The sequence below is a fragment of the Kitasatospora sp. NPDC001540 genome, assembly GCF_042894345.1.
Taxonomy (GTDB): domain Bacteria; phylum Actinomycetota; class Actinomycetes; order Streptomycetales; family Streptomycetaceae; genus Kitasatospora; species Kitasatospora phosalacinea_C.
The window spans coordinates 393,221-413,869 of record NZ_JBIAVO010000001.1; the positions used below are offsets into that span (position 1 = coordinate 393,221).

General features: G+C 74.6%; 17 protein-coding genes. 11 read left to right on the forward strand and 6 right to left on the reverse strand.

From position 1 onward, the window contains the following. The first annotated feature begins 556 nt into the window (after positions 1-556). The 3 genes from ACFY00_RS01780 (at position 557) to ACFY00_RS01790 (ending at position 2,876) form a co-directional block, all read left to right on the forward strand. Entirely contained in the window at positions 557-1,060 is a 504-nt protein-coding gene (locus ACFY00_RS01780; protein ID WP_388026209.1) for a TraR/DksA family transcriptional regulator, read from the forward strand. A gap of 139 nt (positions 1,061-1,199) precedes the next feature. Further along, positions 1,200-1,886: a signal peptidase II gene (gene lspA / locus ACFY00_RS01785; RefSeq protein ID WP_388026573.1), complete on the forward strand. Its 687-nt coding sequence runs from the start codon at positions 1,200-1,202 to the stop codon at positions 1,884-1,886. A gap of 120 nt (positions 1,887-2,006) precedes the next feature. Beyond that, positions 2,007-2,876, forward strand: a complete 870-nt coding sequence (locus ACFY00_RS01790) for a DUF3592 domain-containing protein (protein WP_388026210.1) — start codon at positions 2,007-2,009, stop codon at positions 2,874-2,876. A 27-nt stretch (positions 2,877-2,903) separates the two neighbouring features. Here ACFY00_RS01790 and ACFY00_RS01795 read toward each other — a convergent pair whose 3' ends face one another. Beyond that, complete coding sequence (locus tag ACFY00_RS01795) at positions 2,904-4,421, reverse strand: FMN-binding glutamate synthase family protein (protein ID WP_388026211.1); 1,518 nt, start codon at positions 4,419-4,421, stop codon at positions 2,904-2,906. A 204-nt stretch (positions 4,422-4,625) separates the two neighbouring features. Here ACFY00_RS01795 and ACFY00_RS01800 point away from each other — a divergent pair, with 204 nt between their 5' ends. Together ACFY00_RS01800 and ACFY00_RS01805 are read left to right on the forward strand one after the other, a co-directional pair. Then, positions 4,626-5,564 (forward strand): RluA family pseudouridine synthase, encoded by a 939-nt coding sequence (locus ACFY00_RS01800; RefSeq protein WP_285736525.1) that lies wholly within the window; start codon positions 4,626-4,628, stop codon positions 5,562-5,564. Between the two features lies 1 nt (position 5,565). Continuing rightward, a complete protein-coding gene (locus ACFY00_RS01805; protein WP_388026213.1) occupies positions 5,566-6,027 on the forward strand; it encodes a GNAT family N-acetyltransferase in 462 nt (153 codons plus the stop codon). Between the two features lie 42 nt (positions 6,028-6,069). Here the strand turns inward: ACFY00_RS01805 and ACFY00_RS01810 are convergent, their stop codons facing one another. Beyond that, the gene (locus ACFY00_RS01810; RefSeq protein WP_388026214.1) at positions 6,070-7,080 is read right to left on the reverse strand and encodes a mechanosensitive ion channel family protein; all 1,011 of its coding nucleotides are present in this window, start codon (positions 7,078-7,080) and stop codon (positions 6,070-6,072) included. A 181-nt stretch (positions 7,081-7,261) separates the two neighbouring features. Here ACFY00_RS01810 and ACFY00_RS01815 point away from each other — a divergent pair, with 181 nt between their 5' ends. Continuing rightward, positions 7,262-10,015, forward strand: coding sequence for an alpha/beta fold hydrolase (locus ACFY00_RS01815; protein ID WP_388026215.1), 2,754 nt, complete (start codon positions 7,262-7,264; stop codon positions 10,013-10,015). After that, positions 10,012-10,902 (forward strand): ABC transporter permease, encoded by an 891-nt coding sequence (locus tag ACFY00_RS01820; protein WP_388026216.1) that lies wholly within the window; start codon positions 10,012-10,014, stop codon positions 10,900-10,902. The genes ACFY00_RS01815 and ACFY00_RS01820 overlap by 4 nt, the downstream gene beginning before the upstream one ends. Before the next feature lie 17 nt (positions 10,903-10,919). Here ACFY00_RS01820 and ACFY00_RS01825 read toward each other — a convergent pair whose 3' ends face one another. The 3 genes from ACFY00_RS01825 to ACFY00_RS01835 all read right to left on the reverse strand — a co-directional run bounded on the left by ACFY00_RS01825 (position 10,920) and on the right by ACFY00_RS01835 (position 14,671). Continuing rightward, on the reverse strand, positions 10,920-11,474 hold the full coding sequence (locus ACFY00_RS01825) for a hypothetical protein (RefSeq protein ID WP_388026217.1): 555 nt from the start codon (positions 11,472-11,474) through the stop codon (positions 10,920-10,922). A 74-nt stretch (positions 11,475-11,548) separates the two neighbouring features. Beyond that, on the reverse strand, positions 11,549-13,498 hold the full coding sequence (locus ACFY00_RS01830; protein ID WP_388026219.1) for a protein kinase: 1,950 nt from the start codon (positions 13,496-13,498) through the stop codon (positions 11,549-11,551). Positions 13,499-13,684: 186 nt separating this feature from the next. Next, positions 13,685-14,671, reverse strand: coding sequence for a serine protein kinase RIO (locus ACFY00_RS01835; RefSeq protein WP_388026220.1), 987 nt, complete (start codon positions 14,669-14,671; stop codon positions 13,685-13,687). 384 nt (positions 14,672-15,055) lie between these two features. On the opposite strand from ACFY00_RS01835, the gene ACFY00_RS01840 reads away from it, so the two are divergent. The 4 genes from ACFY00_RS01840 (at position 15,056) to ACFY00_RS01855 (ending at position 19,415) form a co-directional block, all read left to right on the forward strand. Beyond that, positions 15,056-15,469 carry a helix-turn-helix domain-containing protein gene (locus tag ACFY00_RS01840; RefSeq protein WP_388026222.1) on the forward strand — a complete coding sequence of 138 codons (414 nt, stop codon included), beginning with the start codon at positions 15,056-15,058 and terminating at the stop codon, positions 15,467-15,469. Positions 15,470-15,474: 5 nt separating this feature from the next. Then, positions 15,475-15,828 carry a DUF4180 domain-containing protein gene (locus ACFY00_RS01845; RefSeq protein ID WP_388026574.1) on the forward strand — a complete coding sequence of 118 codons (354 nt, stop codon included), beginning with the start codon at positions 15,475-15,477 and terminating at the stop codon, positions 15,826-15,828. Between the two features lie 178 nt (positions 15,829-16,006). Next, complete coding sequence (locus ACFY00_RS01850; RefSeq protein ID WP_388026223.1) at positions 16,007-18,712, forward strand: M9 family metallopeptidase; 2,706 nt, start codon at positions 16,007-16,009, stop codon at positions 18,710-18,712. Positions 18,713-18,824: 112 nt separating this feature from the next. Continuing rightward, on the forward strand, positions 18,825-19,415 hold the full coding sequence (locus ACFY00_RS01855) for a dienelactone hydrolase family protein (protein ID WP_388026224.1): 591 nt from the start codon (positions 18,825-18,827) through the stop codon (positions 19,413-19,415). 4 nt (positions 19,416-19,419) lie between these two features. Here ACFY00_RS01855 and ACFY00_RS01860 read toward each other — a convergent pair whose 3' ends face one another. Next, the gene (locus ACFY00_RS01860; RefSeq protein WP_388026225.1) at positions 19,420-20,523 is read right to left on the reverse strand and encodes a winged helix DNA-binding domain-containing protein; all 1,104 of its coding nucleotides are present in this window, start codon (positions 20,521-20,523) and stop codon (positions 19,420-19,422) included. Positions 20,524-20,649 lie beyond the last annotated feature (126 nt).

Below are 20,649 nucleotides of genomic sequence, written 5' to 3' on the forward strand. Positions count from 1 at the left end.
GCGTGGACTGGCTCCGACGGAGGGACGAGACGGCGAGCCGCCCCGCGGTACCACCCTCCTTGACCGCGCGCGCTGCGGCCCTCTCTTTGGGTTTGCGGCCGGTTCTACTGGGCCCTGGGCGGGCCGTTCTTCCGGCGGCTCCGGGGTGATCTTCCCGCCGCGCACACCCCCGGGCTCACACCGCCCCCGGGTCGCTCGTGGCTGCGTACGTCGGTACTCGTCCCATCTGCGCCTTGCAGCCCCAGTGTATCGGCCCCCGCAAGCCGTTTCGCGCACCGGTGAGCCGGGCCCGGGTGGTTAGTCCGGGGCGTTCTGGGCACAACTTGTGCAGCGCCGACCCGACGGAGGCTGCGCGGGTGGGATCGATGGGGCGCTTCGGTATGTCCCGTTGTGGGCTGATTCGATGAGGTTTATCGTTCCGGGACCGGCAAGATCGTCGGGAACCGACGCTTCTGATCATTCGTGAATGAGGTCGAAAGCCATGGCTGAGAAGGCGACAGGAACCGTGACCAAGGGGTCGCGCGAGGCTGTGGCGGGCGACCCAGGGGAGGGGACCGTGAGTACTGCGCGGCGAAAGACCGGCACCACCGGACACACCGCGGCCAGCAGCCGCAACCACGTGCCGGCGGGCACCGGAGCCCGCGGCGGCGCCGAGTCGGTCGACCCGGCCGACCTGCCGATCCGCCCCGGGGAGGACCCGTGGACGGCCGAGGAGGTCGCCGAGCTGCACGAGGAGCTGGCCGCCGACATCGTCCGGCTGCGCGCCGAGATCGAGGCCTCCGAGGCCGCCATCGCCGGCCTGATGCGGGACTCCAACGACGGCGCGGGCGACGACCAGGTCGACGCCGGCACCAAGAACATCAACCGGGAGAGCGAACTCTCGCTCGCCAACAACGCCCGCGACAGCCTCGCCCAGACCGAGCGCGCCCTGGCCCGGCTGGAGGGCACCGCCTTCGGCCGCTGCGAGTCCTGCGGCCAGCCCGTCGGCAAGGCCCGCCTGCAGGCCTTCCCGCGCGCCACCCTCTGCGTCAGCTGCAAGGCCAAGCAGGAACGCCGCTGACCCCGGGGGGCCGGTCGACGGGCCCGCGGGCGGGAACAATCCCGGACGCGGCGGCCAACCGGGCGAGCCGTGCCGTACCCTCGTCCCCAAGTACGTCGACCGGCATTCCCCCGGCGCATTCCACACGGCAGCGGAGCGGATCATCAGCACGCCAGGTTCCCACCAGACCCAGGACGACGCCGTCCCCACCGCCCGGCCCGACGGGGCGGGTGAGCCGGTGACCCGGCCCGAGCCCGAGGGCACCGGGGCGACGGCCGCCGAGGGCGCCCGCGCCGTGGTGCGCCGCCGCCGGATCAGCGTGCTGCTGGCCGTCGCGCTGCTGGCCTACCTGATCGACCTCGGCTCCAAGCTGCTGGTGGTCGCCAAGCTGGAGGGGCGCAGCTCGCCGATCGACGTGGTCGGCGACTGGATGACCCTCCAGGTGATCCGCAACCCCGGCGCCGCGTTCGGCATGGGCCAGGCGATGACGCTGCTGTTCACCGCGATCGCCGCCGGCGTCATCGTGGTGATCTGGCGGATCGCCCGCCGCCTGTACAGCCTGCCCTGGGCGATCGCCCTCGGCCTGCTGCTCGGCGGTGCGTTCGGCAACCTCACCGACCGGCTGTTCCGGGCCCCCTCGGTGCTGCGCGGGCACGTGGTCGACTTCATCTCCGTCCAGCACTTCGCGGTCTTCAACCTCGCCGACTCGGCGATCGTCTGCGGCGGCATCCTGGTCGTGCTGCTCTCCTTCCGGGGCTCCAACCCGGACGGCAGCACGCACGGCGGCGCCCCGGCCCCCAAGACCGAGGAGAAGGCCGCCGCGGAGGACGGCACCGCCGAGGGCTGAGCCGACCCCCGTTCGCCTCGTGGCGCGCCCGCCGGACCGCACGATCCGGCGGGCGCGCGCGTGTCCGGGGCCGTGCGGGCGGGCAGAGTGGCCGGGAGACGGGACGGCCGGGGAGGGCGCGTGGGGTGGGACGGGTTCCTGCTGCTGTGGAGCGGGGCGTGGGGCGCGGTCGCGCTGGTCGGGGTGGTCCGGTCGCTGGCCGGGGTCACGAAGGCGCAGCGGACGGTGCGGCTGACCGGGCGGATCGAGCGGGTCGGCGAGGTGCGGCACGGCGCCTCGCGGATCGGCGGCATCCCGGTGACGGTCGCCTGGCGGGAGCCGGACACGGGGCGGGAGGTGCTCGTCCGGGGCGACGACGGGCGCGGCGAGACGCTCACCGCGGCCTGGGTCGGCCGGGAGATCGGGGTCAGCCACCCGGCGGGCCGACCGGAGGAGCACCGCTTCGCGAACGCCCCCGAGCCGCCCTCGCGCGGGCTGGGGTGGCCGGCCTTCGCGGCCTTCCTGGCCTACGCGGGCCTGGTGGCGCTGGCCGCGGTCCGCTGGGCGTGGCCGTGGGCGCTGGTCGGCGGCGCGGGCCCGTGGGCGCTGTCCGGCCTGTGGCACCTGCCGGAGGCCGTCCGGGACCGGCGGGGCAGGCGGGCGCGGCTGGCCGCGGCGGACGCCGTGCCGGGCCGGGTCGTCGCGGTGTTCCGGGACGTCCGGATCGACGAGGACGACGGCTCCAGGATCACCACCCTCACCCCCGTGGTGGCGTTCACCACCCGCGACGGCACCGCCGTGACCGCCCACTGCACCCGGCACCTCGCCGACCCGGCCACCGCGCGCGGGCGCGAGGTGACGGTGCACCACACGCCCGCCGACCCGGCCGAGTTCACCCTGGACCCGGCGGCCGACCGCCGCGGGTGGGGGTGGGACGTGGCGGTGCACGCCGCCGCCGTCGCGGTGCTGGCGGCGACGGCGGCGGTCGGGGCGCTGCTGCTGGTGCGCTGAGGCTCCGGCTCCGGCTCCGGCTCCGGCTCAGGCGGTGAGCAACCGGGTGATCTCCTCGGCCAGCTCCGGTCCGAGGCGGCCCCAGCCCTCCTTGTAGCCGTAGACGGCGGCCAGCGTGCGGGCCTCGTAGTCGCCGTTCAGGACCTCGATGTCGTCGGGGGTGATCAGCGAGGGGTGGGCGACGCCGAGGGCGGAGGAGACCTTGGTCAGCTCCCGGCGCAGGGTGCGCAGGTAGTGCGCGGCCCGGGTCGCCTTCGAGGCGGGGTCGATGCCGCGGGCCAGCCACGGGTTCTGGGTGGCGATGCCGGTCGGGCAGCGGTCGGTGTGGCACTTCTGGGCCTGGATGCAGCCGATCGACAGCATCGCCTCGCGGGCCACGTTGACCATGTCGGCGCCCAGCGCGAAGGCCACCGCGGCGTTCTCGGGCAGGCCGAGCTTGCCGGAGCCGATGAAGGTCAGCTTGTCGGTCGTGCCCAGTTCGGCGAAGGTGCCGTAGACCCGGGAGAAGCCCATCCGGAACGGCAGCGACACCGAGTCGGCGAAGATCCGCGGCGCCGCGCCGGTGCCGCCCTCGCCGCCGTCGACGGTCACGAAGTCCACGCCGCGGTCGCCGCGCGCCATCATCGAGGCCAGCTCCTGCCAGAAGCCCAGCTCGCCCACCGCGCTCTTGACGCCGACCGGCAGGCCGGTCTCGGCGGCCAGCAGCTCGACGAAGTCCAGCATCGAGTCGGTGTCGCCGAAGGCGCTGTGCCGGGACGGCGAGGCGCAGTCCCTCCCGACCGGGATGCCGCGGATCTCCGCGATCTCCGGGGTGACCTTCGCGCCGGGCAGCATGCCGCCCAGGCCCGGCTTGGCGCCCTGCGAGAGCTTGATCTCGATCGCCCGGACCGGGGCGGAGGCCACCACCTCCTTGAGCCTGGCCAGGTCGAAGCTGCCGTCCTCGTTGCGGCACCCGAAGTACGAGGTGCCCAGTTGCAGCACCAGGTCGCCGCCGCCCCTGCGGTGGTACGGGGACAGGCCGCCCTCGCCGGTGTTGTGCAGCGCGCCGGCCTGCGCCGCGCCCTCGTTCAGGGCGGTGATCGCGGCGCCGGAGAGCGAGCCGAAGCTCATCGCGGAGATGTTGACCACGCTGGCGGGGCGGAACGCCTTGGCGCGCCCGCGCGGGCCGCCCAGCACCTTGGCCGAGGGCAGCGGGGCGTCCGGGTCGTGCGCGTCCGGCAGCGGGCCGGCGAAGGTGCGCTGCTTCAGGTAGGCGTGGCCCTGGACGTGCGCGACGTCGACCTCGGTGCCGAAGCCGAAGTAGTTGTTCTCCTCCTTCGCGGAGGCGTAGATCCAGCTGCGCTGGTCGCGGCTGAACGGCCGCTCCTCCTCGTTGGAGGTCACGATGTACTGCCGCAGCTCCGGGCCGATCCGCTCCAGCAGGTACCGGGCGTGCCCGGCCACCGGGAAGTTGCGGAGCAGTGCGTGCCGCTTCTGCAGCAGGTCGCGGGCCGCGAGCGCTGCCACCGCGGCCGCGGCGGCGGTGCCTATCGTGCGGGCCTTCATGGGCTGGTCCCCCCTCGGATCCGGCCCCGTCCCCGTCGACCGGGCCGTCGTGTGGTCGTGCGGCTCCGATGCTAGGACGCGGCCGCGGTGGCTCCGGGGCGGGGTGCGGGCGGCTCCCGGGCGGGGCGCGGGAGGCCCGGGCGGGGCGCCGGGGCGGGCCCCGGTGGGGCGGGGGGCCGGTGCGGGTCGGGCATACTCGGGTGGGTGAGCATCGCAGCGCAGACCCGTAGCCTCCCCGTACCCGACGGCCTGGAGGGCGAGCGGCTGGACGCCGCCCTGGCCCGGATGTTCGGGTTCTCCCGCACCAAGGCCGCCGAACTCGCCGCCGAGGGGAAGGTCACCCTGGACGGCGCGGTCGCCGGGAAGTCGGACCGGGTCACCGCCGGGTCCTGGCTGGAGGTCGAGATCCCGGCCCCCGCCGCGCCGGTGCAGGTCGTCGCCGAGGCCGTCGAGGGCATGCGGATCATCCACGACGACGACCACGTCGTCGTGATCGACAAGCCGGTCGGCGTGGCCGCGCACCCCAGCCCCGGCTGGACCGGCCCCACCGTGATCGGCGGCCTGGCCGCGGCCGGGTACCGGATCTCCACCTCCGGCGCCGCCGAGCGGCAGGGCGTCGTGCACCGCCTCGACGTCGGCACCTCCGGGATCATGGTGGTCGCCAAGTCCGAGCGGGCCTACACCGACCTGAAGCGGCAGTTCCACGACCGGGTCACCGAGAAGAAGTACAACGCGCTGGTCCAGGGCCACCCCGACCCGCTGTCCGGCACCGTGGACGCGCCGATCGGCCGCCACCCCAGCAGCGACTGGAAGTGGGCCGTCACCCGCGACGGCAAGCCCTCCGTCACGCACTACGACCTGATCGAGGCGTACCGGGCCGCGTCCCTGCTGGACATCAAGCTGGAGACCGGCCGCACCCACCAGATCCGGGTGCACATGTCCGCGCTGCGCCACCCATGCGTCGGCGACCTCACCTACGGCGCGGACCCGACGCTGGCCAAGCGGCTGGGGCTGACCCGGCAGTGGCTGCACGCCGTCTCGCTGGGCTTCGAGCACCCCGAGGACGGGCGCTGGGTCGAGTTCACCTCCGCCTATCCTGATGACCTCCAGCACGCGCTGGACGTCATCGCGAGGGAGAGCTGAGATGGGGGCTTCGATCCGGGTGGTCGAGGGGGACGCGGACATGGCGCTGGCGCGCGCCGTCCGGCACGAGGTGTTCGTGGTCGAGCAGCAGGTGCCGCCGGAGCTGGAGTACGACGCGTACGACGCGACCTCCGCGCACCTGCTGGCCGTCGGGGCGGACGGGGCGGCGCTCGGCACCGCGCGGATGATCCACGGCGCCGAGGCGCTGGCGATGACCGGCGGTACCGAGGGCCGGGTGCTGCTGGGTCGGCTCGCGGTGGTCGCCGCCGCCCGCGGGACCGGGCTCGGGGCGCGACTGGTGCGCGCGGTCGAGGAGTTGGGGCGCGAGCACGGGGCGCGTGAGGTGGAGCTGCACGCGCAGGTGCAGGCGCTCGGGTTCTACGAGCGGCTCGGGTACGCGGCCGAGGGGCCGGTGTACGACGACGCCGGGATCCCGCACCGGACCATGACGCGGGTGCTGTAGCAACCGGGTGCTGTAGCAACGGGCCCCGCCGCGCGTCGCGCGTCATTCGGTGCGCACGCGCGGCAGGGACTCGGGGTGGTGGTCGCGCAGGTACGCCAGCAGGTGCTCGCGGACGGCGAGCCGGAGGGCGGCGGTGGCGTCCGGGTCGCGGGCGGTCATCGTGGCGCGGACCACGACGGTGGACGGGGTGGTGTCGCTGACCGCGAGGGACCACTCCCGGCCGTCCCACAGCGCGCTGCCCGCGAGGTAGCGCGCCAGCTCGGCGCGCAGCGCGTCGACGGGGGTGCGGTGGTCGAGGTGCAGCAGCAGCCAGCCGAGCAGGCCCGGGTCGCGCCGGGTCCAGTTCTCGTACGGCTTGGAGACGAAGTACGAGACCGGGACGACCAGGCGGCGCTCGTCCCACAGGCGCAGCACCAGGTAGGAGAGGGTGATCTCCTCGACGGTGCCCTGCTGGCCGTCCACGACGACGGTGTCGCCGATCCGGACGGTGTCGCTGAAGGCGATCTGCAGGCCCGCGAAGAAGTTGCCGAGGGCGGACTGGGCGGCGATGCCCGCGATGATGCCGATGATGCCGGCCGAGGCGAGCAGGCTGGCGCCGACGGTGCGCATGGCGTCGAAGGTCAGCAGGAGGGCGCCGACGGTGACCACCCCGACCACCGCGGAGCCGACCCGGCGGACCAGGCCCAGCTGGGTGCGGACGCGCTGGATCCGGGAGGCGTCCTCGGTGACCGTCTCGTAGCGGCTGAAGGCGGCGTCGACGGCGGCGGCCAGCACCCGGACGGTCAGCCAGCCGAGCGAGCCGATCAGCACCAGCAGCACGCCGTGGCGGATCGCGTCGTCGTCGCTGTGGAAGATCCGGCGCACCGGTTGGGCGACCAGCAACAGGGCCGACAGCAAAGCCAGTTGGAGCGGGACGCGGCAGCGGCGCAGCTGCGCCCAGACCGGGGCCTCGGGGTGGCGGGCGGCGAGGCGCTGGAGGACCTGGTCGACCAGCCAGCCCGCGAACAGGGTGGCCAGGACGGCGGTGAGCAGGCTGGCGAGCGGCCAGAACACGGGTCACCTCGGGCAGTTGGTCCGGGATCGGGGGATTCGCACCCTATCGCGGGGCATTGCGGGGGTTCGGGAACCCGGGCGCCGGGAACCCGGGCGGGGCGCCGGACGTCAGCGAGGGGGGGTGGACGGGGGCGGCGGGCTGACGGCTTCCTTACCGGCCGCCCGGTTAGGATCACCTGCCATGGGCTTCGGTGGGGCGTGGCGCGGGTGGTGGACCAGGCGCAGGGCGGTGCTGGCCGGTGGGGTGGCGGCCGCGCTGCTGGTCGGCGGCGGGGCGGTCGCGCTGGCCGGGCAGCCGCCGCAGGTGCACCGGGAGGACCGCTTCCTGGACGTGCCGGACGTCGCGGGCAGCACCGACACCGTCCGGATCGACACCTCGTTCTTCACCGCGGGCGGCTCCGGACGGCGCCCCGCGGTGCTGCTGGCGCACGGCTTCGGCGGCTCGAAGGAGGACCTGCGCCCGCGCGCCGAGGAACTGGCCCGCGACGGGTACGCGGTGCTGACCTGGTCGGCGCGCGGCTTCGGGCGCTCCGGCGGGCAGATCGGCCTGAACCAGCCCGAGCGCGAGGTCGCGGACGTCTCCCGGCTGGTGGACTGGCTGGCCCAGCGCCCCGAGGTGCAGTTGGACGCCCCCGGCGACCCGAAGGTGGGCGTCACCGGCGCCTCGTACGGCGGGGCGGTGTCGCTGCTGGCCGCCGGGTACGACAGCCGGGTCGACGCGATCGCCCCGCAGATCACCTGGTTCGACCTGGCGGACGCGCTGTTCCCGCAGGGCGCGCAGGGGGGTTCGGCCGCCGACGGGGTGTTCAAGAAGCTGTGGGCCGGGATCTTCTTCACCACCGGTTCGTCCGCGGCCTTCGGCGAGGGCGGCTCCGCAGCCCCGGCACAGGGGCAGGGGCAGGGGCCGGTGGGCTGCGGACGGTTCCGGGCCGAGCTGTGCGAGATGTACAACCGGGTCGCGGCGGCCGGGCGGCCCGACGCGGACGCCGTGCGGCTGCTGGAGCGCTCCAGCCCCGCCGCCGTCGCGGACCGGATCAAGGTGCCGACGCTCGTCGTCCAGGGCCAGCAGGACTCGCTGTTCCCGCTCGACCAGGGGGACCGGATCGCCCGGGCCGTCGCCGCGAACGGCGCGCCCGTCGCGGTCGACTGGTTCGGTGCCGGGCACGACGGCGGCCAGGAGACCAGCACCCGCGCGGACGCCCGGATCACCGCCTGGTTCGACCACTACCTGAAGGGCGACGGCGCCGACACCGGCCCCGCGTTCCGGGTCACCCGCACCGGCGGCGTCGACTCCACCGGCTTCCAGGCGGTGCTGCGCGGCGCCGACGCCGACGCCTACCCCGGCCTGGGCGGCACGGCGCAGCGCAGCGTCCGACTGGCCGGCGGCGAGCAGCGGTTCGCCAACCCGCCCGGCGGGGCGCCGCCGAACGTCTCCACGCTGCCGGGCATCGGCGCGCTCTCGCAGCTCTCCGCGGTCGGGGCGGGCCTGTCGCTCGACTTCCCCGGCCAGTACGCGTCCTTCGACTCGCCGCCGCTGGACACCGCGCTGGACCTGACCGGCGCCCCCACCGTGTCGGTGCGGGTCGCCGCGGACGCGCCCGAGGCGGTGCTGTTCGCCAAGCTGTACGACGTCGCCCCCGACGGCAAGCAGACCCTGCCGCAGCAACTGGTCGCGCCGCTGCGGGTGACCGGCGCGGACGCGCCCGGCGGGCGGACGGTGCGGATCACGCTGCCCGCCGTCGAGCACCGGTTCCCGGCCGGGCACCGGCTGCGGCTGGTGCTGGCCGCCACCGACCTCGCGTACGCCTCGCCCGCGCAGGCCGCCGCGTACACCGTCTCGACGGACGGGCCGCTGACCGTGCCGACCGTCACCGAACTGCGCACCGAGGCCGCGCCGGTGCCCGACCGCACCTGGGTGCTGCCGCTGGTCGCGGTGGGCCTGGCCGCGCTGCTGGTGTTCGCCCGGCGGCGGCGGGACGCCACCCCGGCGCCCGACCCGGAGCTCGCCGGGGTGCCGCTGCAGATCACCGGGCTGGCGAAGAGGTACAAGGGCTCCGCCGACCGGTACGCGGTGCGCGACCTGTCGTTCCGGGTGGAGACCGGGCAGGTGCTCGGCCTGCTCGGCCCCAACGGCGCGGGCAAGACCACCACGCTGCGGATGCTGATGGGCCTGATCCGCCCCGACGCGGGCGAGGTCCGGGTCTTCGGGCAGGCGATCCGGCCGGGCGCGCCGGTGCTCTCCCGGGTCGGCGCCTTCGTCGAGGGCGCGGGCTTCCTGCCGCACCTGACCGGCCGGGCCAACCTGGAGTCGTACTGGGCCGCCACCGGACGCCCCGTCGAGGACGCCCACTTCGCCGAGGCGCTGGAGATCGCGGGCCTGGGCGAGGCGCTGGAACGCGCCGTCCGCACCTACTCGCAGGGCATGCGGCAGCGGTTGGCCATCGCCCAGGCCATGCTCGGCCTGCCCGACCTGCTGATCCTCGACGAACCCACCAACGGGCTCGACCCGCCGCAGATCCGCGAGATGCGGGAGGTGATGGTCCGGTACGCCGCGGCCGGGCGCACCGTCATCGTCTCCAGCCACCTGCTGGCCGAGGTCGAGCAGTCCTGCACCCACCTGGTCGTGATGGAGCGCGGGCGGCTGGTCGTCGCCGGGCCGACCGCGGAGATCACCGGGGCGGGGCGGCAGTTGCTGGTGTCGGTGGAGGAGGGAGGCGGCGAGGTGTCGCTCGACGCGGTCGCCGGGAAGATCGCGGAGCTGGACGGCGTCGCCTCGGCCGCCGCCGTGGACGGCGGGCTGCTGGTCACCCTGGACGGGATGCCCGCGAGCCGGCTGACCGCCGAACTGGTGCGCCTGGGCGTGCCGGTGGCCGGGATCGGCCCGCAGCGACGGCTGGAGGACGCTTTCCTGTCCCTGATCGGAGGAGCGGCATGAGCACGGTACACAGCCCTGCGGGGAGCCTCGCGGGGAGCCCTGCGGGGGAGAGCGCCGCGCCCGGGTACCGGCCCGGCCGGACGCTGCCGCTGCGGGTCGAGGCGCTGCGCCAACTGCGCCGCCGCCGCACGCTGGTGGTCGGCGGGGTGCTGGCCGTGCTGCCGCTCGTCCTGCTGGCGGCGTTCCAGCTCGGCGGCACGCCCGGGCGGGAGGACCGGACCACCTTCATCGAGCTGGCCACCTCCTCCGGGGTCAACTTCGCCACCACCATGCTGTTCGTCGGCACCGGCTTCCTGCTGGTCATCCCGGTCGCGCTGTTCTCCGGCGACACGGTGGCCTCCGAGGCGAGCTGGTCCTCGCTGCGCTACCTGCTGGCCGCGCCGGTGCCCCGGGCCCGGCTGCTGGTGCGGAAGTTCACCGTCGCGATGGCGTTCTCGGCCGCCGCGGTGGCCCTGCTGCCCGCGGTCGGCCTGGTGGTCGGCACCGCCGCGTACGGCTGGGGCGACCTGAAGCTTCCCACCGAGGCCAGCCTGGGCGCCGCCGAGGCGCTCCCCCGGCTCGGGATCGCCGTGCTGTACGTGTTCCTCGCCGAGATCGTCGTCGGCGCGCTGGCGTTCTGGCTCTCCACCGCGACGGACGCCCCGCTCGGCGCGGTCGGCGGCGCGGTCTTCGCCTCCATCGTCACCGGCGTGCTCGACGCCGTCACCGCCCTCGGCTCGCTGCGCGAGTGGCTGCCCGCGCACTGGCAGTACGCCTGGGCGGACGCGCTGCAGCCGCAACTGGAGTGGGGCGGCATGGTGCAGGGCGTGGTGCTGTCGCTGTCGTACGCGGTGGTGCTGCTGGCGCTGGCGTTCCGCGGGTTCGCGGCGAAGGACGTGGTGTCCTGAGCCGGGGGTGAGGGCCGCTACCGGGCGCCGTCGCGGATCAGAAGCAGGTCCAGGCCGAGGGCGTGCGCCCGGGACGTCCAGACCGGCAGGTGCTCGGTGAGGAACCAGGACGCCTCCTCCAGGTCGTCCTCGTCCAGCGCCTCGACGTCCTGCTCGTGGATCGACTCCGAGGCCAGCGCCGCCAGTTCGACCAGCAGGTCGGCGGTGTCGGTGCGGGCCGCCAGCGTCGGGTACGGCCAGGGCCAGTCGTAGGTCGCGTCGGCCGGGAACGGCCACGGGCGGGACCACAGCGCGGTCAGGGCGGGCAGTTCGAGCGAGGTGAAGACCTCCGTCAGCTCGTCCCAGTGGCGACCGGGGACGGAGACCGCGCCCAGCGGCGTGCCGAGGGCGCCGGCCAGCGCGGGCAGCAGCGCGGTGTAGCGCGAGTCCGCGTCGGCGCGGAGCCGGCCGGAGAGCAACTCGGCGAGCGCGGCGGAGGGCGCCACGCCGGGGAGCACGCGCTCGCCCGAGCCGGGCAGGCGGAGCAGGGCGGCGGCGTCCACCGCGAAGGCGGAGAAGTACTGTTCGGCCATGCCCGCATTCTGCCCCGGGCGGGGGACAACTCCCGCACGGGGGTGGGGGGTTCGGGGGGTTGGTTGTCGGGGGGTCAGGAGAAGCGGAAGAGCTGGGACCTGTCGCCCGCGGTGCAGGTGTCGACGGTGAGGGTGTTGCCGCTGCCGTTGTCGGTCAGGCAACTCTGGGGGCCGTAGCCGAACTTGAGTTGGAAGTTGCCGGAACCGGCGTCGACGGGGTACCAGCTGGTCATGTCGCCGAAGGAGCCGGCGCCCGCGAGTTCGGCGATGTTGGGGCTGCCCGCGTAGCGGGCGCCCAGGCTGATGCCGCTGTCGGCCTTGCAGGCGGTGAAGGTGGTCGCGCCGTTGGCGGCGGACCTGATCCAGCCGTAGGAGGTGTGGCCGCCGGAGACCACCGGGACGCCCGCGCTGACGGCGTCGGAGCCGAGGCCGAGGGTCCGTCCGCTGCCGGTGTTGACCAGGCGACCCCAGCCGGAGCCGCCGCAGCCCGGGGCCGGGCCGGACGGGGTGGTGGGGGCGGGGGTGGTCTGCTTGGGCGGGTTGGGGGCGCTGCCGCCGCCGGAGCTGTTGGTGCCGCCGCTGCCGCTGCCGCCTGAACCGCTGCCTCCGGCGTTGCCGCCGTTGCCCGCGCCCGTGCCGTTGCCCGCGCCCGTGCCGGTGCCCGCGCCCGTGCCGGTGCCCGCGCCCGTGCCGGTGCCCGCGCCCGTGCCGGTGCCCGCGCCCGTGCCGGTACCCGTGCCTCCGGGGCCGGTGGCCTGCTGCGGGTCGGTGCCCGGCGGGACGGGGTTGCCGGCCGGGTCGGTGGCGGGGGCGGAGGAGGTGGGCGGAGTGGGGGCGGCCTGTTCGGTGCCGGAGGGAGCGGGGGAGGCGCCGGACGGGGAGGTGCCGGTGACGGGGGCGCCGGGGGACTGGGTGGAGTCGGCGGTGGTGCGGGTGTCGCCGCCGTGCTGCCAGGGCAGCAGGTGGAGCTGCTGGGCCGTCACGCCGCCGCCGGTGACCAGCACCACGGGCAGGACCAGGACGGCCAGCCGACGGCGTCCGGCGCGCCGGTCCTTCCCGGCGGGGGCCGGTTCGGGGGCGGTGGTTGCGACGGGGGCCGGGGCGGGAGTGGCCGCCGCGGCGGGGGCGGGGACGACGGGCGGGGCCTCGACGGCTTCGGGGAGGGCGAGCACCGTGCCGAGCCCGGCCGGGGTGGACATCGCCTGCCGGGCGGCGACGGCCATCGCCGCTGCGTCCGGGTAGCGGTCGCCGGGCTCCTTGGCGAGCGCCTTGGCGACCACCGCCCGCACCGGGGCGGGCACCTCCGCCGGGAGCTCGGGCACCGGCTCGCGGACGTGCTTGAGCACCACTTCGAGTGGCGTGTCGCCGGTGAACGGCACGGCGCCGGAGAGGAGTTCGTACAGCACCACGCCGACCGAGTAGAGGTCGGAGACGGCCGAGGCGTCCTTGCCCTCGGCGCGTTCCGGGGCCATGTACAGGGCGGTGCCGATCACCGCGTGGGAGGTGGTGATCCGGCTGTCGGCGAGGGTGCGGGCGATGCCGAAGTCGGTGACGGTGATCCGGCCGTCCTCGTCGATCATCAGGTTGGACGGTTTGATGTCCCGGTGCACGATGCCCTGCTGGTGCGCGGCGTGCAGCGCGTCCAGCACCTGGGCGGCGACGTCCAGCGCGCGGTCGGGCGGGAGGGCCTTGCCGTCGCGGGCCCGGTCGAGCGGCTTGCCCGACAGCAGCTGCATCACGATGTACGCGGCCTTCGCGTCCGGCTCGGTGTCGTCCTCGCCGTAGTCGTGGATGTGCACCACGCCGCGGTGGTTCATCGCGGCCAGCACCGTCGCCTCGCGGCGGAAGCGGGCGGCGAAGACCTCGTCCTCCATCAGCGCCGGGAGCACGATCTTCACCGCGACCTGGCGGCCCAGCACCCTGTCCTCGGCGCGCCAGACCTCCCCCATCGCTCCGCTGCCGAGCCGCTCGGTGAGGGCGTACCGGCCCCCGAGTACCGTCCCCCGACCCCACATGTCCCGCATCCCCCGAGCATGTTGTACGACTTGTCAGCAGTGATTCTCGCTGCCCGGGCGCGCGGAGGGAAGCCGGTGCCGCCCCGCACCCCGCCCGACCGCGGTGACTCTACACCGTTGTTCGGCGCAACTGGCCTGCGGTGCGGGCGGGGTGAGGGGTGCTCAGGGACGGCGGTACGGGGGCGGGCCGGTGGGTCAGCGGCGGAGGCGGGCGTCGGCGGCGAGGGAGTCGACCAGGGCGTCGACGCTCTCGGGCGGGAGGCCGCGGGAGACGAACCAGGCGCCGACGTTGCGCACGTCCCGCTCCAGGAAGGAGAGGCCGCGGGGGTTGGCCACCACGTCGACGATCTGCGGGACGTCGATGATCACCAGGCGGCCGCGGTGCACCAGGATGTTGTAGGCCGAGAGGTCGCCGTGAGCGTAGCCGTCGTAGGCCAGCAGGGCGAGGCTGCGGCCCAGTTGCGCCCACAGGTCGTCGATGTCGGCCTCCTCGGCGCGCAGTTGGGCCAGCCGGGGGGCGGCCGTGCCGTTCTCGTCGCCGACGAACTCCATCAGGATCTCGGTGCCGGTGATCTGCACCGGGTACGGCACGGCGACGCCCGCCGACCAGAGCCGGCACAGCGCGGCGAACTCGGCCGCCGCCCACTGGCCGGCGATCGCCTCCTTGCCGAAGGCCGTCCGCTTGGCCATCGCCCGGGTGACCCGGGACTCCTTGTGCTGGCGGCCCTCCAGGTAACCGGAGTCGCGGTGGAACATCCGGTGCTGGGCGTCCCGGTACCGCTTGGCGGCCATCAGGGTACGGCGGGGGGTGCCGGGGACGGCGCGCTCCAGCAGGAAGACGTCCGCCTCCTTGCCGGTCTTCACGATGCCCAACTCGGTGTCGACGGCCGCGAGTTCGGTGACGACCCAGTCGGGGCGCGGCTCGGGGCCCTTCTCGGTCGGGGTGGACTGGTCCCACGTCGACCAGCGGTCGCCCGTGGCGGGGCCGTCGGTCACGGGGGCGGGGTACTGCTGCTCCTCGGACTCGTACTCGGCGTCGGTGCCGAAGTCGAACCCGGTGGAGGCGAAGTAGTCGTACTCGGGCTGGGAGTCGTCGAAGCGGTCGGCCCGGCGGCCGCGACGGGAAGCGCCCTTGGGGCGGATGCGGGAGAAGGAATCGCTGTCGGCAAAGCGCTCGCGCACTGCGGTGGCTCCTGGGGAGTGGCCCACCGGGGCGCGGGATGTCGCGCGGTCAGCCGGTGGGACGAAGACGGGGGGAGGCGGATGGCGCGCACACGAAGGCGCGCCGCGTCACGGCGGCAACCATCGGTCCACACCTCCTCTCGTCGGGCCCGCGAGCGCAGGGCGCGGCGGGACGGGAACACCTTAGGCGCGGGGGTGAACGCGACGCAAAGGGTTTTTCGGGGGCGGGGTGGGGGCGGGGTGGGTGGCTGCGGGGCGTTGGGTGGTCGGGCGCGGAGCCGGAGAGGGGGAGGGGAGGGGGAGGCATGGGACAAGGACGGCGTGGCGGGGATGGATAGTTCTCTATTCGGCTGTACGGTGGGGAGAGATAGGGAAGGATGCGGAGTGAACGATTTCTATTCTGTCGAGGACGTGGCGGAGCTGCTCGGGCTGCACGTGAAGACCGTGCGGGGGTACGTGCGGGACGGGAAGCTCAAGGCGGTGCGGATCGGGAAGCAGTACCGGATCGCCCGGGCGGAGGTGGAGGCGTTCACCGGGGGCGGGGTGTCGGCGGGGCCGGCCCGGGTGGAGGTCTCGGCGGTGGTGCAGGTGGACGGGGTGGCGGCCCGGGACGCGGACCGGCTGGTGACGGGGGTGCTGGCGGCGGCGGCGGCCTGGTCGGGCGGGCCGCGGCCGCTGTGGGTACAGGCGGTGCGGGAGGAGGAGCGGAGCGCGTTGCGGTTCGTGGTGATGGGCCCGCCGCGGCGGGTGTCCGAGGTGCTGGCGCTGATCGACGACCTGACGGGGGGCTTGAAGTGACCGGGGTGCGGGAGCTGGGCGGGGTGCGGGTGATGGTGGTGGCCGCCGAGGGGGAGGCGGTGGCGGGGGAGCGCCAGGCGCTGGACCTGCTGGGCGACGCGTACCACCAGGAGGCGTCCTGGGTGGCGGTGCCGGTGGAGCGGCTGGGGGCGGAGTTCTTCCGGCTGCGCAGCGGGGTCGCGGGGGCGGTGGTGCAGAAGTTCGCGCAGTACCGGACGGGGCTCGCGGTGGTGGGGGACGTCGCGGCGCACGTCGCGGGGTCGCAGGCGCTGCGCGACTTCGTCCGGGAGAGCAACCGCGGCCGGCAGCTGTGGTTCGTCGCGGACCTGCCGGAGCTGGCGGGGCGGCTGGCGGCCTGAGCGGCGGGGTCACCAATCGGAGGGTTATGACCGGCAGTTGACTTGAGGATGGGGTCTTCCGGTGACCGGTGACATGTGCAATTGTACATGTCACGGTCATCGAGGGGTACCTCGGCGGCCACCCCCACCCTCCGCCGTGCCCCGAAACACGGCGTCACATCGGCCCGGAGGCCCCCACGTGCGAACCTTCCGGATCACCCTCGCGTCCGCAGGACGGACGCTGAGCCTGCTGTTGTCCCTCTGCATGGCCCTCGGCCTCCTCGGCGCGCTGGCGCCGGGGGCCCGGGCGGCGACCCAGGTCGAGCGGAAGCCGGCCACGTCCGAGAAGCCCGAGAAGCCCGGGGCCGCCGCCGAGGCCCTCGCGGCCGACCGGGCGGCGAAGGCGGGCAAGGAGGCCCCGCTGAACTCCGCGGCGGCCGAACGCCGCAAGGACTCCGCCAGCAACGTCCGTTCGGATGCCGCCAAGCGCCCGCCGCTGGCGGTGCCGGGCGCGCCCGGCGGGCTGCCGGGCGAGGTGCCCGCCGCGACCACGGCCTGCGACGCCGCGGACTTCACCGGTCGCTCCGGTGCCGCCCTGGTGGCGCAGATCAAGGCGTCCACCGTGGACTGCGTCAACTCGCTGTTCCTGCTGAAGGGCGACGACGCGAAGGCGGCGTTCAACGAGTCGCAGATGGTGACCGTCGCCAACGCGCTGCGCGACCTGTCCGCCGCCTACCCGGGCGACAACTCCACCTCGGCCCACCAGGTCGTGCTGTACCTGCGGGCCGGCTACTACGTGCAGTGGTACAACGCGGACGCGGTGGGCACCTACGGCAGCGCCCTGAAGGGCGCGGTCGAGGGCGGCCTGGACGCCTTCTTCGCCAACGGGCACGCGTGGGACGTCACCGACGCCAACGGCGAGACGCTGGGCGAGGCCGTCACCCTGATCGACAGCTCGCTGGAGAACGCCCGCTACCTGAAGGTCGTCGAGCGGCTGCTGAACGGCTACGACAGCGGCTACGACGCGTCCTGGTACATGGTCAACGCCGTCAACAACACCTTCACGGTGTACTGGCGCGGCCACCAGAACGGCGACTTCCTGCCCGCCGTCCAGGCGGATCCGGCGGCGCTGGACACCCTGCAGTCCTTCGCCACCCGCAACTTCGGCTTGCTCGGCGGCGCCCACGACTTCCTGGTCGCCAACGCGGGCCGCGAGCTGGGCCGCTTCCTCCGGTACCCGGAGCTGCAGGGCAAGGTCCGGCCGATGGTCAAGGGCCTGCTGGACCGCAGCTCGATCACCGGCGGCACCGCCTCGCTGTGGGTGGGCCTGGCCGAGATGACCGACAGCTACGACCAGGCCGACTGCGCGTACTACGGCACCTGCGACCTGGCGGACCGGGTGAGGGCCGCGGTGCTGACCGTCCACTACACCTGCAGCGGCAGCATCGAGATCGTCGCCCAGGCGCTGACCGCCGACCAGCTCGCCACCGCCTGCACGAGCCTCAAGGGCCAGGACGCGTACTTCCACCAGGTGGCCAGGGACAGCGGCCCGGTCGCGGACGACAAGAACACCACCATCGACGTGGTGGTCTTCCACTCCAGCGGCGACTACCAGAAGTACGCGGGCATCGTCTTCGGCATCTCCACCAACAACGGCGGCATGTACCTGGAGGGCGACCCGACCGCGGCCGGCAACCAGCCCCGGTTCATCGCCTACGAGGCCGAGTGGGTCCGCCCGGACTTCCAGATCTGGAACCTCAACCACGAGTACACCCACTTCCTCGACGGCCGGTTCGACATGTACGGCGACTTCGAGGCCGGAATGACCACCCCGACCGTCTGGTGGGTCGAGGGCTTCGCCGAGTACGTCAACTACGGCTACCGGGGCGCCGACTACACCGCCGCGATCGACCAGGCCGGGCGGCACACCTACGCGCTGTCCACCCTGTTCGACACCACGTACGAGAACGCCGACCAGACCCGGATCTACAACTGGGGCTACCTGGCCGTCCGCTACATGCTGGAGCGGCGCCGCTCCGACATGGACGCCGTCCTCGCCGAGTACCGCACCGGCGACTGGGCCGGCGCCCGCAGCATCCTGAAGACCACCATCGGCACCCGCTACGACGCCGACTTCACCACCTGGCTGACCGCCTGCAACACCGGCGCCTGCGGCACCGGCACCGGCACCAACCCGCCCACCACCCCGGGCGGCGAGTGCACCGCCACCAGCCCGCAGCAGCTCGACCTCGGCTGCAGCCGCAAGGACGCCGCCGCCGCGGCGGGCGACTACGCCTACTTCTACCTGTGGGTCCCGGCGGGCACCGCCAACCTGACCGTCAGCTCCAGCGGCGGCACCGGCAACGCCGACCTGTACTACGACGGCAGCACCTGGGCCACCACCGGCGCCAGCACCGCCAGGTCCACCAACACCGGCAACACCGAGACCCTGACGATCGCCAACCCCGTCGCGGGCTGGAACTACGTCAGCCTGTACGCCGCCGGTGACCGGCCCTTCTCCGGCGTCACGATCACCGCCGCCAACGGCACCACCACCCCGCCCGGCGGCACCGGCGGCGAGTGCACCGCCACGGACACCCGCCGGCTCGACAGCGGCTGCGTCCGCAGCAACGTCTCCGCCACCGCGGGCGACTACGCGTACTTCTACGTGTACGTGCCGGCCGGCACCGCCAGCCTGAAGGTCAACGCCTCCGGCGGCACCGGCAACGCCGACCTGTACTACGACGGCAGCACCTGGGCCACCACCGGTGCCAACTCCGCCAGGTCCACCAACGGCGGCAACACCGAGACCCTGACGATCGCCCACCCCGCCGAGGGGTGGAACTTCATCAGCCTCCACGCCGCCCAGGACTTCGCGGGCGCCACCGTCTCCGCCGCCTTCTGAGCGACCCCCGCACCGAACGGCCCGGCCCACCGCACCGGTGGGCCGGGCCCGCACGTGCCCCGGGATGGGCGATCATGGAGGACCGCACCCGCAGCACCGAGGAGCCCGACCCGTGGCCGAGATCGTCCTGTTCCACTCCGCGTACGGCCTGCGCCCCGCCGTCGCCGCGGCCGCCGACCGGCTGCGCGCCGCCGGGCACACCGTGCACACCCCCGACCTGTACGAGGGGAAGACCTTCGACGAGCTGGAGGAGGGCATGGCGTACCGCGACGAGGTCGGCAACGACGAGCTGCTGCGCCGGGCCGTCGGCGCCGTCGCCCCGCTGCTGCCGGCCCGGGGCGGGCTGGTGTACGCCGGGTTCTCGCTCGGCGGGTCGCTGGCGCAGAACCTGGCGCTCGCCGACGAGCAGGCCCGCGGCCTGCTGCTCCTGCACGGCACCTCCGACCTGCGGGAGGACGCCGCGACGGAGATCCCGGTGCAGCTGCACGTCGCCGAGCCGGACGCGTTCGAGTCCGAGGACTGGCTGAACACCTGGTACCTGCTGATGACCCGGGCCGGGGCCGACGTCGAGGTGCACCGCTACCACGGCGCCGGGCACCTGTACACCGACCCCGAGCTGCCCGACCACGACGCCGAGGCCGCCGAGCGGACCTGGGCGGCCGCGCTGGCCTTCCTGGCGGAGCTGGACGCGCAGGAGGGCTGAGACCTCAGGACGCGAACACCACCCGGCGGGCCTCCGCCTCCGGCTCCAGGAAGGCCAGCAGCCGCTCGCCCTCCCGTTCCAGCTCGGCGCGGCGGCCGTGCGGCAGCAGCGGGGTGAGGGTGAGGACGGCCGCGCCGCGCTCGCACGCGTGCTCCCACACGCCCGCGACCAGGCCGTCCACCAGGTAGGAGGCCAGCAGCGTCCCGTTGACGGCCCGGTAGACCTGCGGGTGGATCGCGGCGGGCAGCATCCGGGTGCGGTCGGCGTGCGAGAGCAGGGCGGCGTCCCACTTCGGCAGGAAGCGCACCGGCAGCTCGCCGTCCGGCTCGGCGGGCGGCGGGGCGTCGGGCAGGTCGAGCAGCTCGCGGCCGTCCTCGGCCCGGTAGCGGACCAGCCCGCCCGCCCCGTCCAGCTCGGCCAGCGCCGGGTCGACCTGGCGCAGCCGCAGGCCGGTGAAGTGCGCGAGGTCGGCGCGCGAGGCCGGACCGTACCCCGCCAGGTAGCGGCGCAGCAGGCGGGCGGTGGCGGCCGGTTCGGGCGGCAGCTCGCCGTTCCACAGCACCATCCGGGGCTTGCCGTGCGCCCGCCAGTGCCCGGACGGGGCGACGTGCACCAGCGGGAGCAGCGCCCGCGGGTAGTGCAGCAGGTCCGCGGCGCGGACCCGGCCGCCGGAGGCCTCGGCGGTGTGCTCGCGCAGCTCCTCGGCGCTGCGCGGGACGGCGGTGAAGGCCCGCAGCGAGGCCTCCAGGGCGGCCTCGTCCAGGTCGGCGTCCCGGTGCCGCCCGCGCAGCTCGGTCAGCCAGCGGCGCCGCCAGGCCGCGGCGAGGTGCCCGTAGTCGGCGCCGGGGACGAGGTGCAGGGTGCCGCGCATCAGCGTCGACTTGACCACCGTGCCGTCCCGCAGCGCGGCCTCCAGCTCCCGGTGGTCGAAGCCGGGCAGCCGGGCCCACAGCGCCAGGTGCGGGGAGGGCGAGTACTGGGCCTGCAGCGCGGTCAGCCGGGTCACGGCCGCGGCGGCGCCCAGCGCCTCGGTGCGGTGCAGCAGCTGGCGGCCGAAGTAGGAGGCGGTCAGCTCGCGGTCGGAGAGCGTGCGGGCGGCGGGCGTCACGGGGCCTCCTGGCGGTCGGGCGGGGGGCCCAAAAGTAACAGCCCGTCAGGACGGCGGGGGCGCCCCGGGAGGTCCCCGCGGAGGATTAGACTCGGGGGCGCGATCCCGGAAGCCGTGGTCCGAGCC

Excerpts from the sequence above, each read along its gene's own strand:
- ACFY00_RS01805 (WP_388026213.1), top strand. The coding sequence starts at position 5,566 with ATGGGGGCTTCGATCCGGGTGGTCGAGGGGGACGCGGACATGGCGCTG.
- ACFY00_RS01825 (WP_388026217.1), bottom strand. The coding sequence starts at position 11,474 with ATGGCCGAACAGTACTTCTCCGCCTTCGCGGTGGACGCCGCCGCCCTG.
- ACFY00_RS01820 (WP_388026216.1), top strand. The coding sequence starts at position 10,012 with ATGAGCACGGTACACAGCCCTGCGGGGAGCCTCGCGGGGAGCCCTGCG.
- ACFY00_RS01830 (WP_388026219.1), bottom strand. The coding sequence starts at position 13,498 with ATGCGGGACATGTGGGGTCGGGGGACGGTACTCGGGGGCCGGTACGCC.
- ACFY00_RS01815 (WP_388026215.1), top strand. The coding sequence starts at position 7,262 with ATGGGCTTCGGTGGGGCGTGGCGCGGGTGGTGGACCAGGCGCAGGGCG.
- ACFY00_RS01795 (WP_388026211.1), bottom strand. The coding sequence starts at position 4,421 with ATGAAGGCCCGCACGATAGGCACCGCCGCCGCGGCCGCGGTGGCAGCG.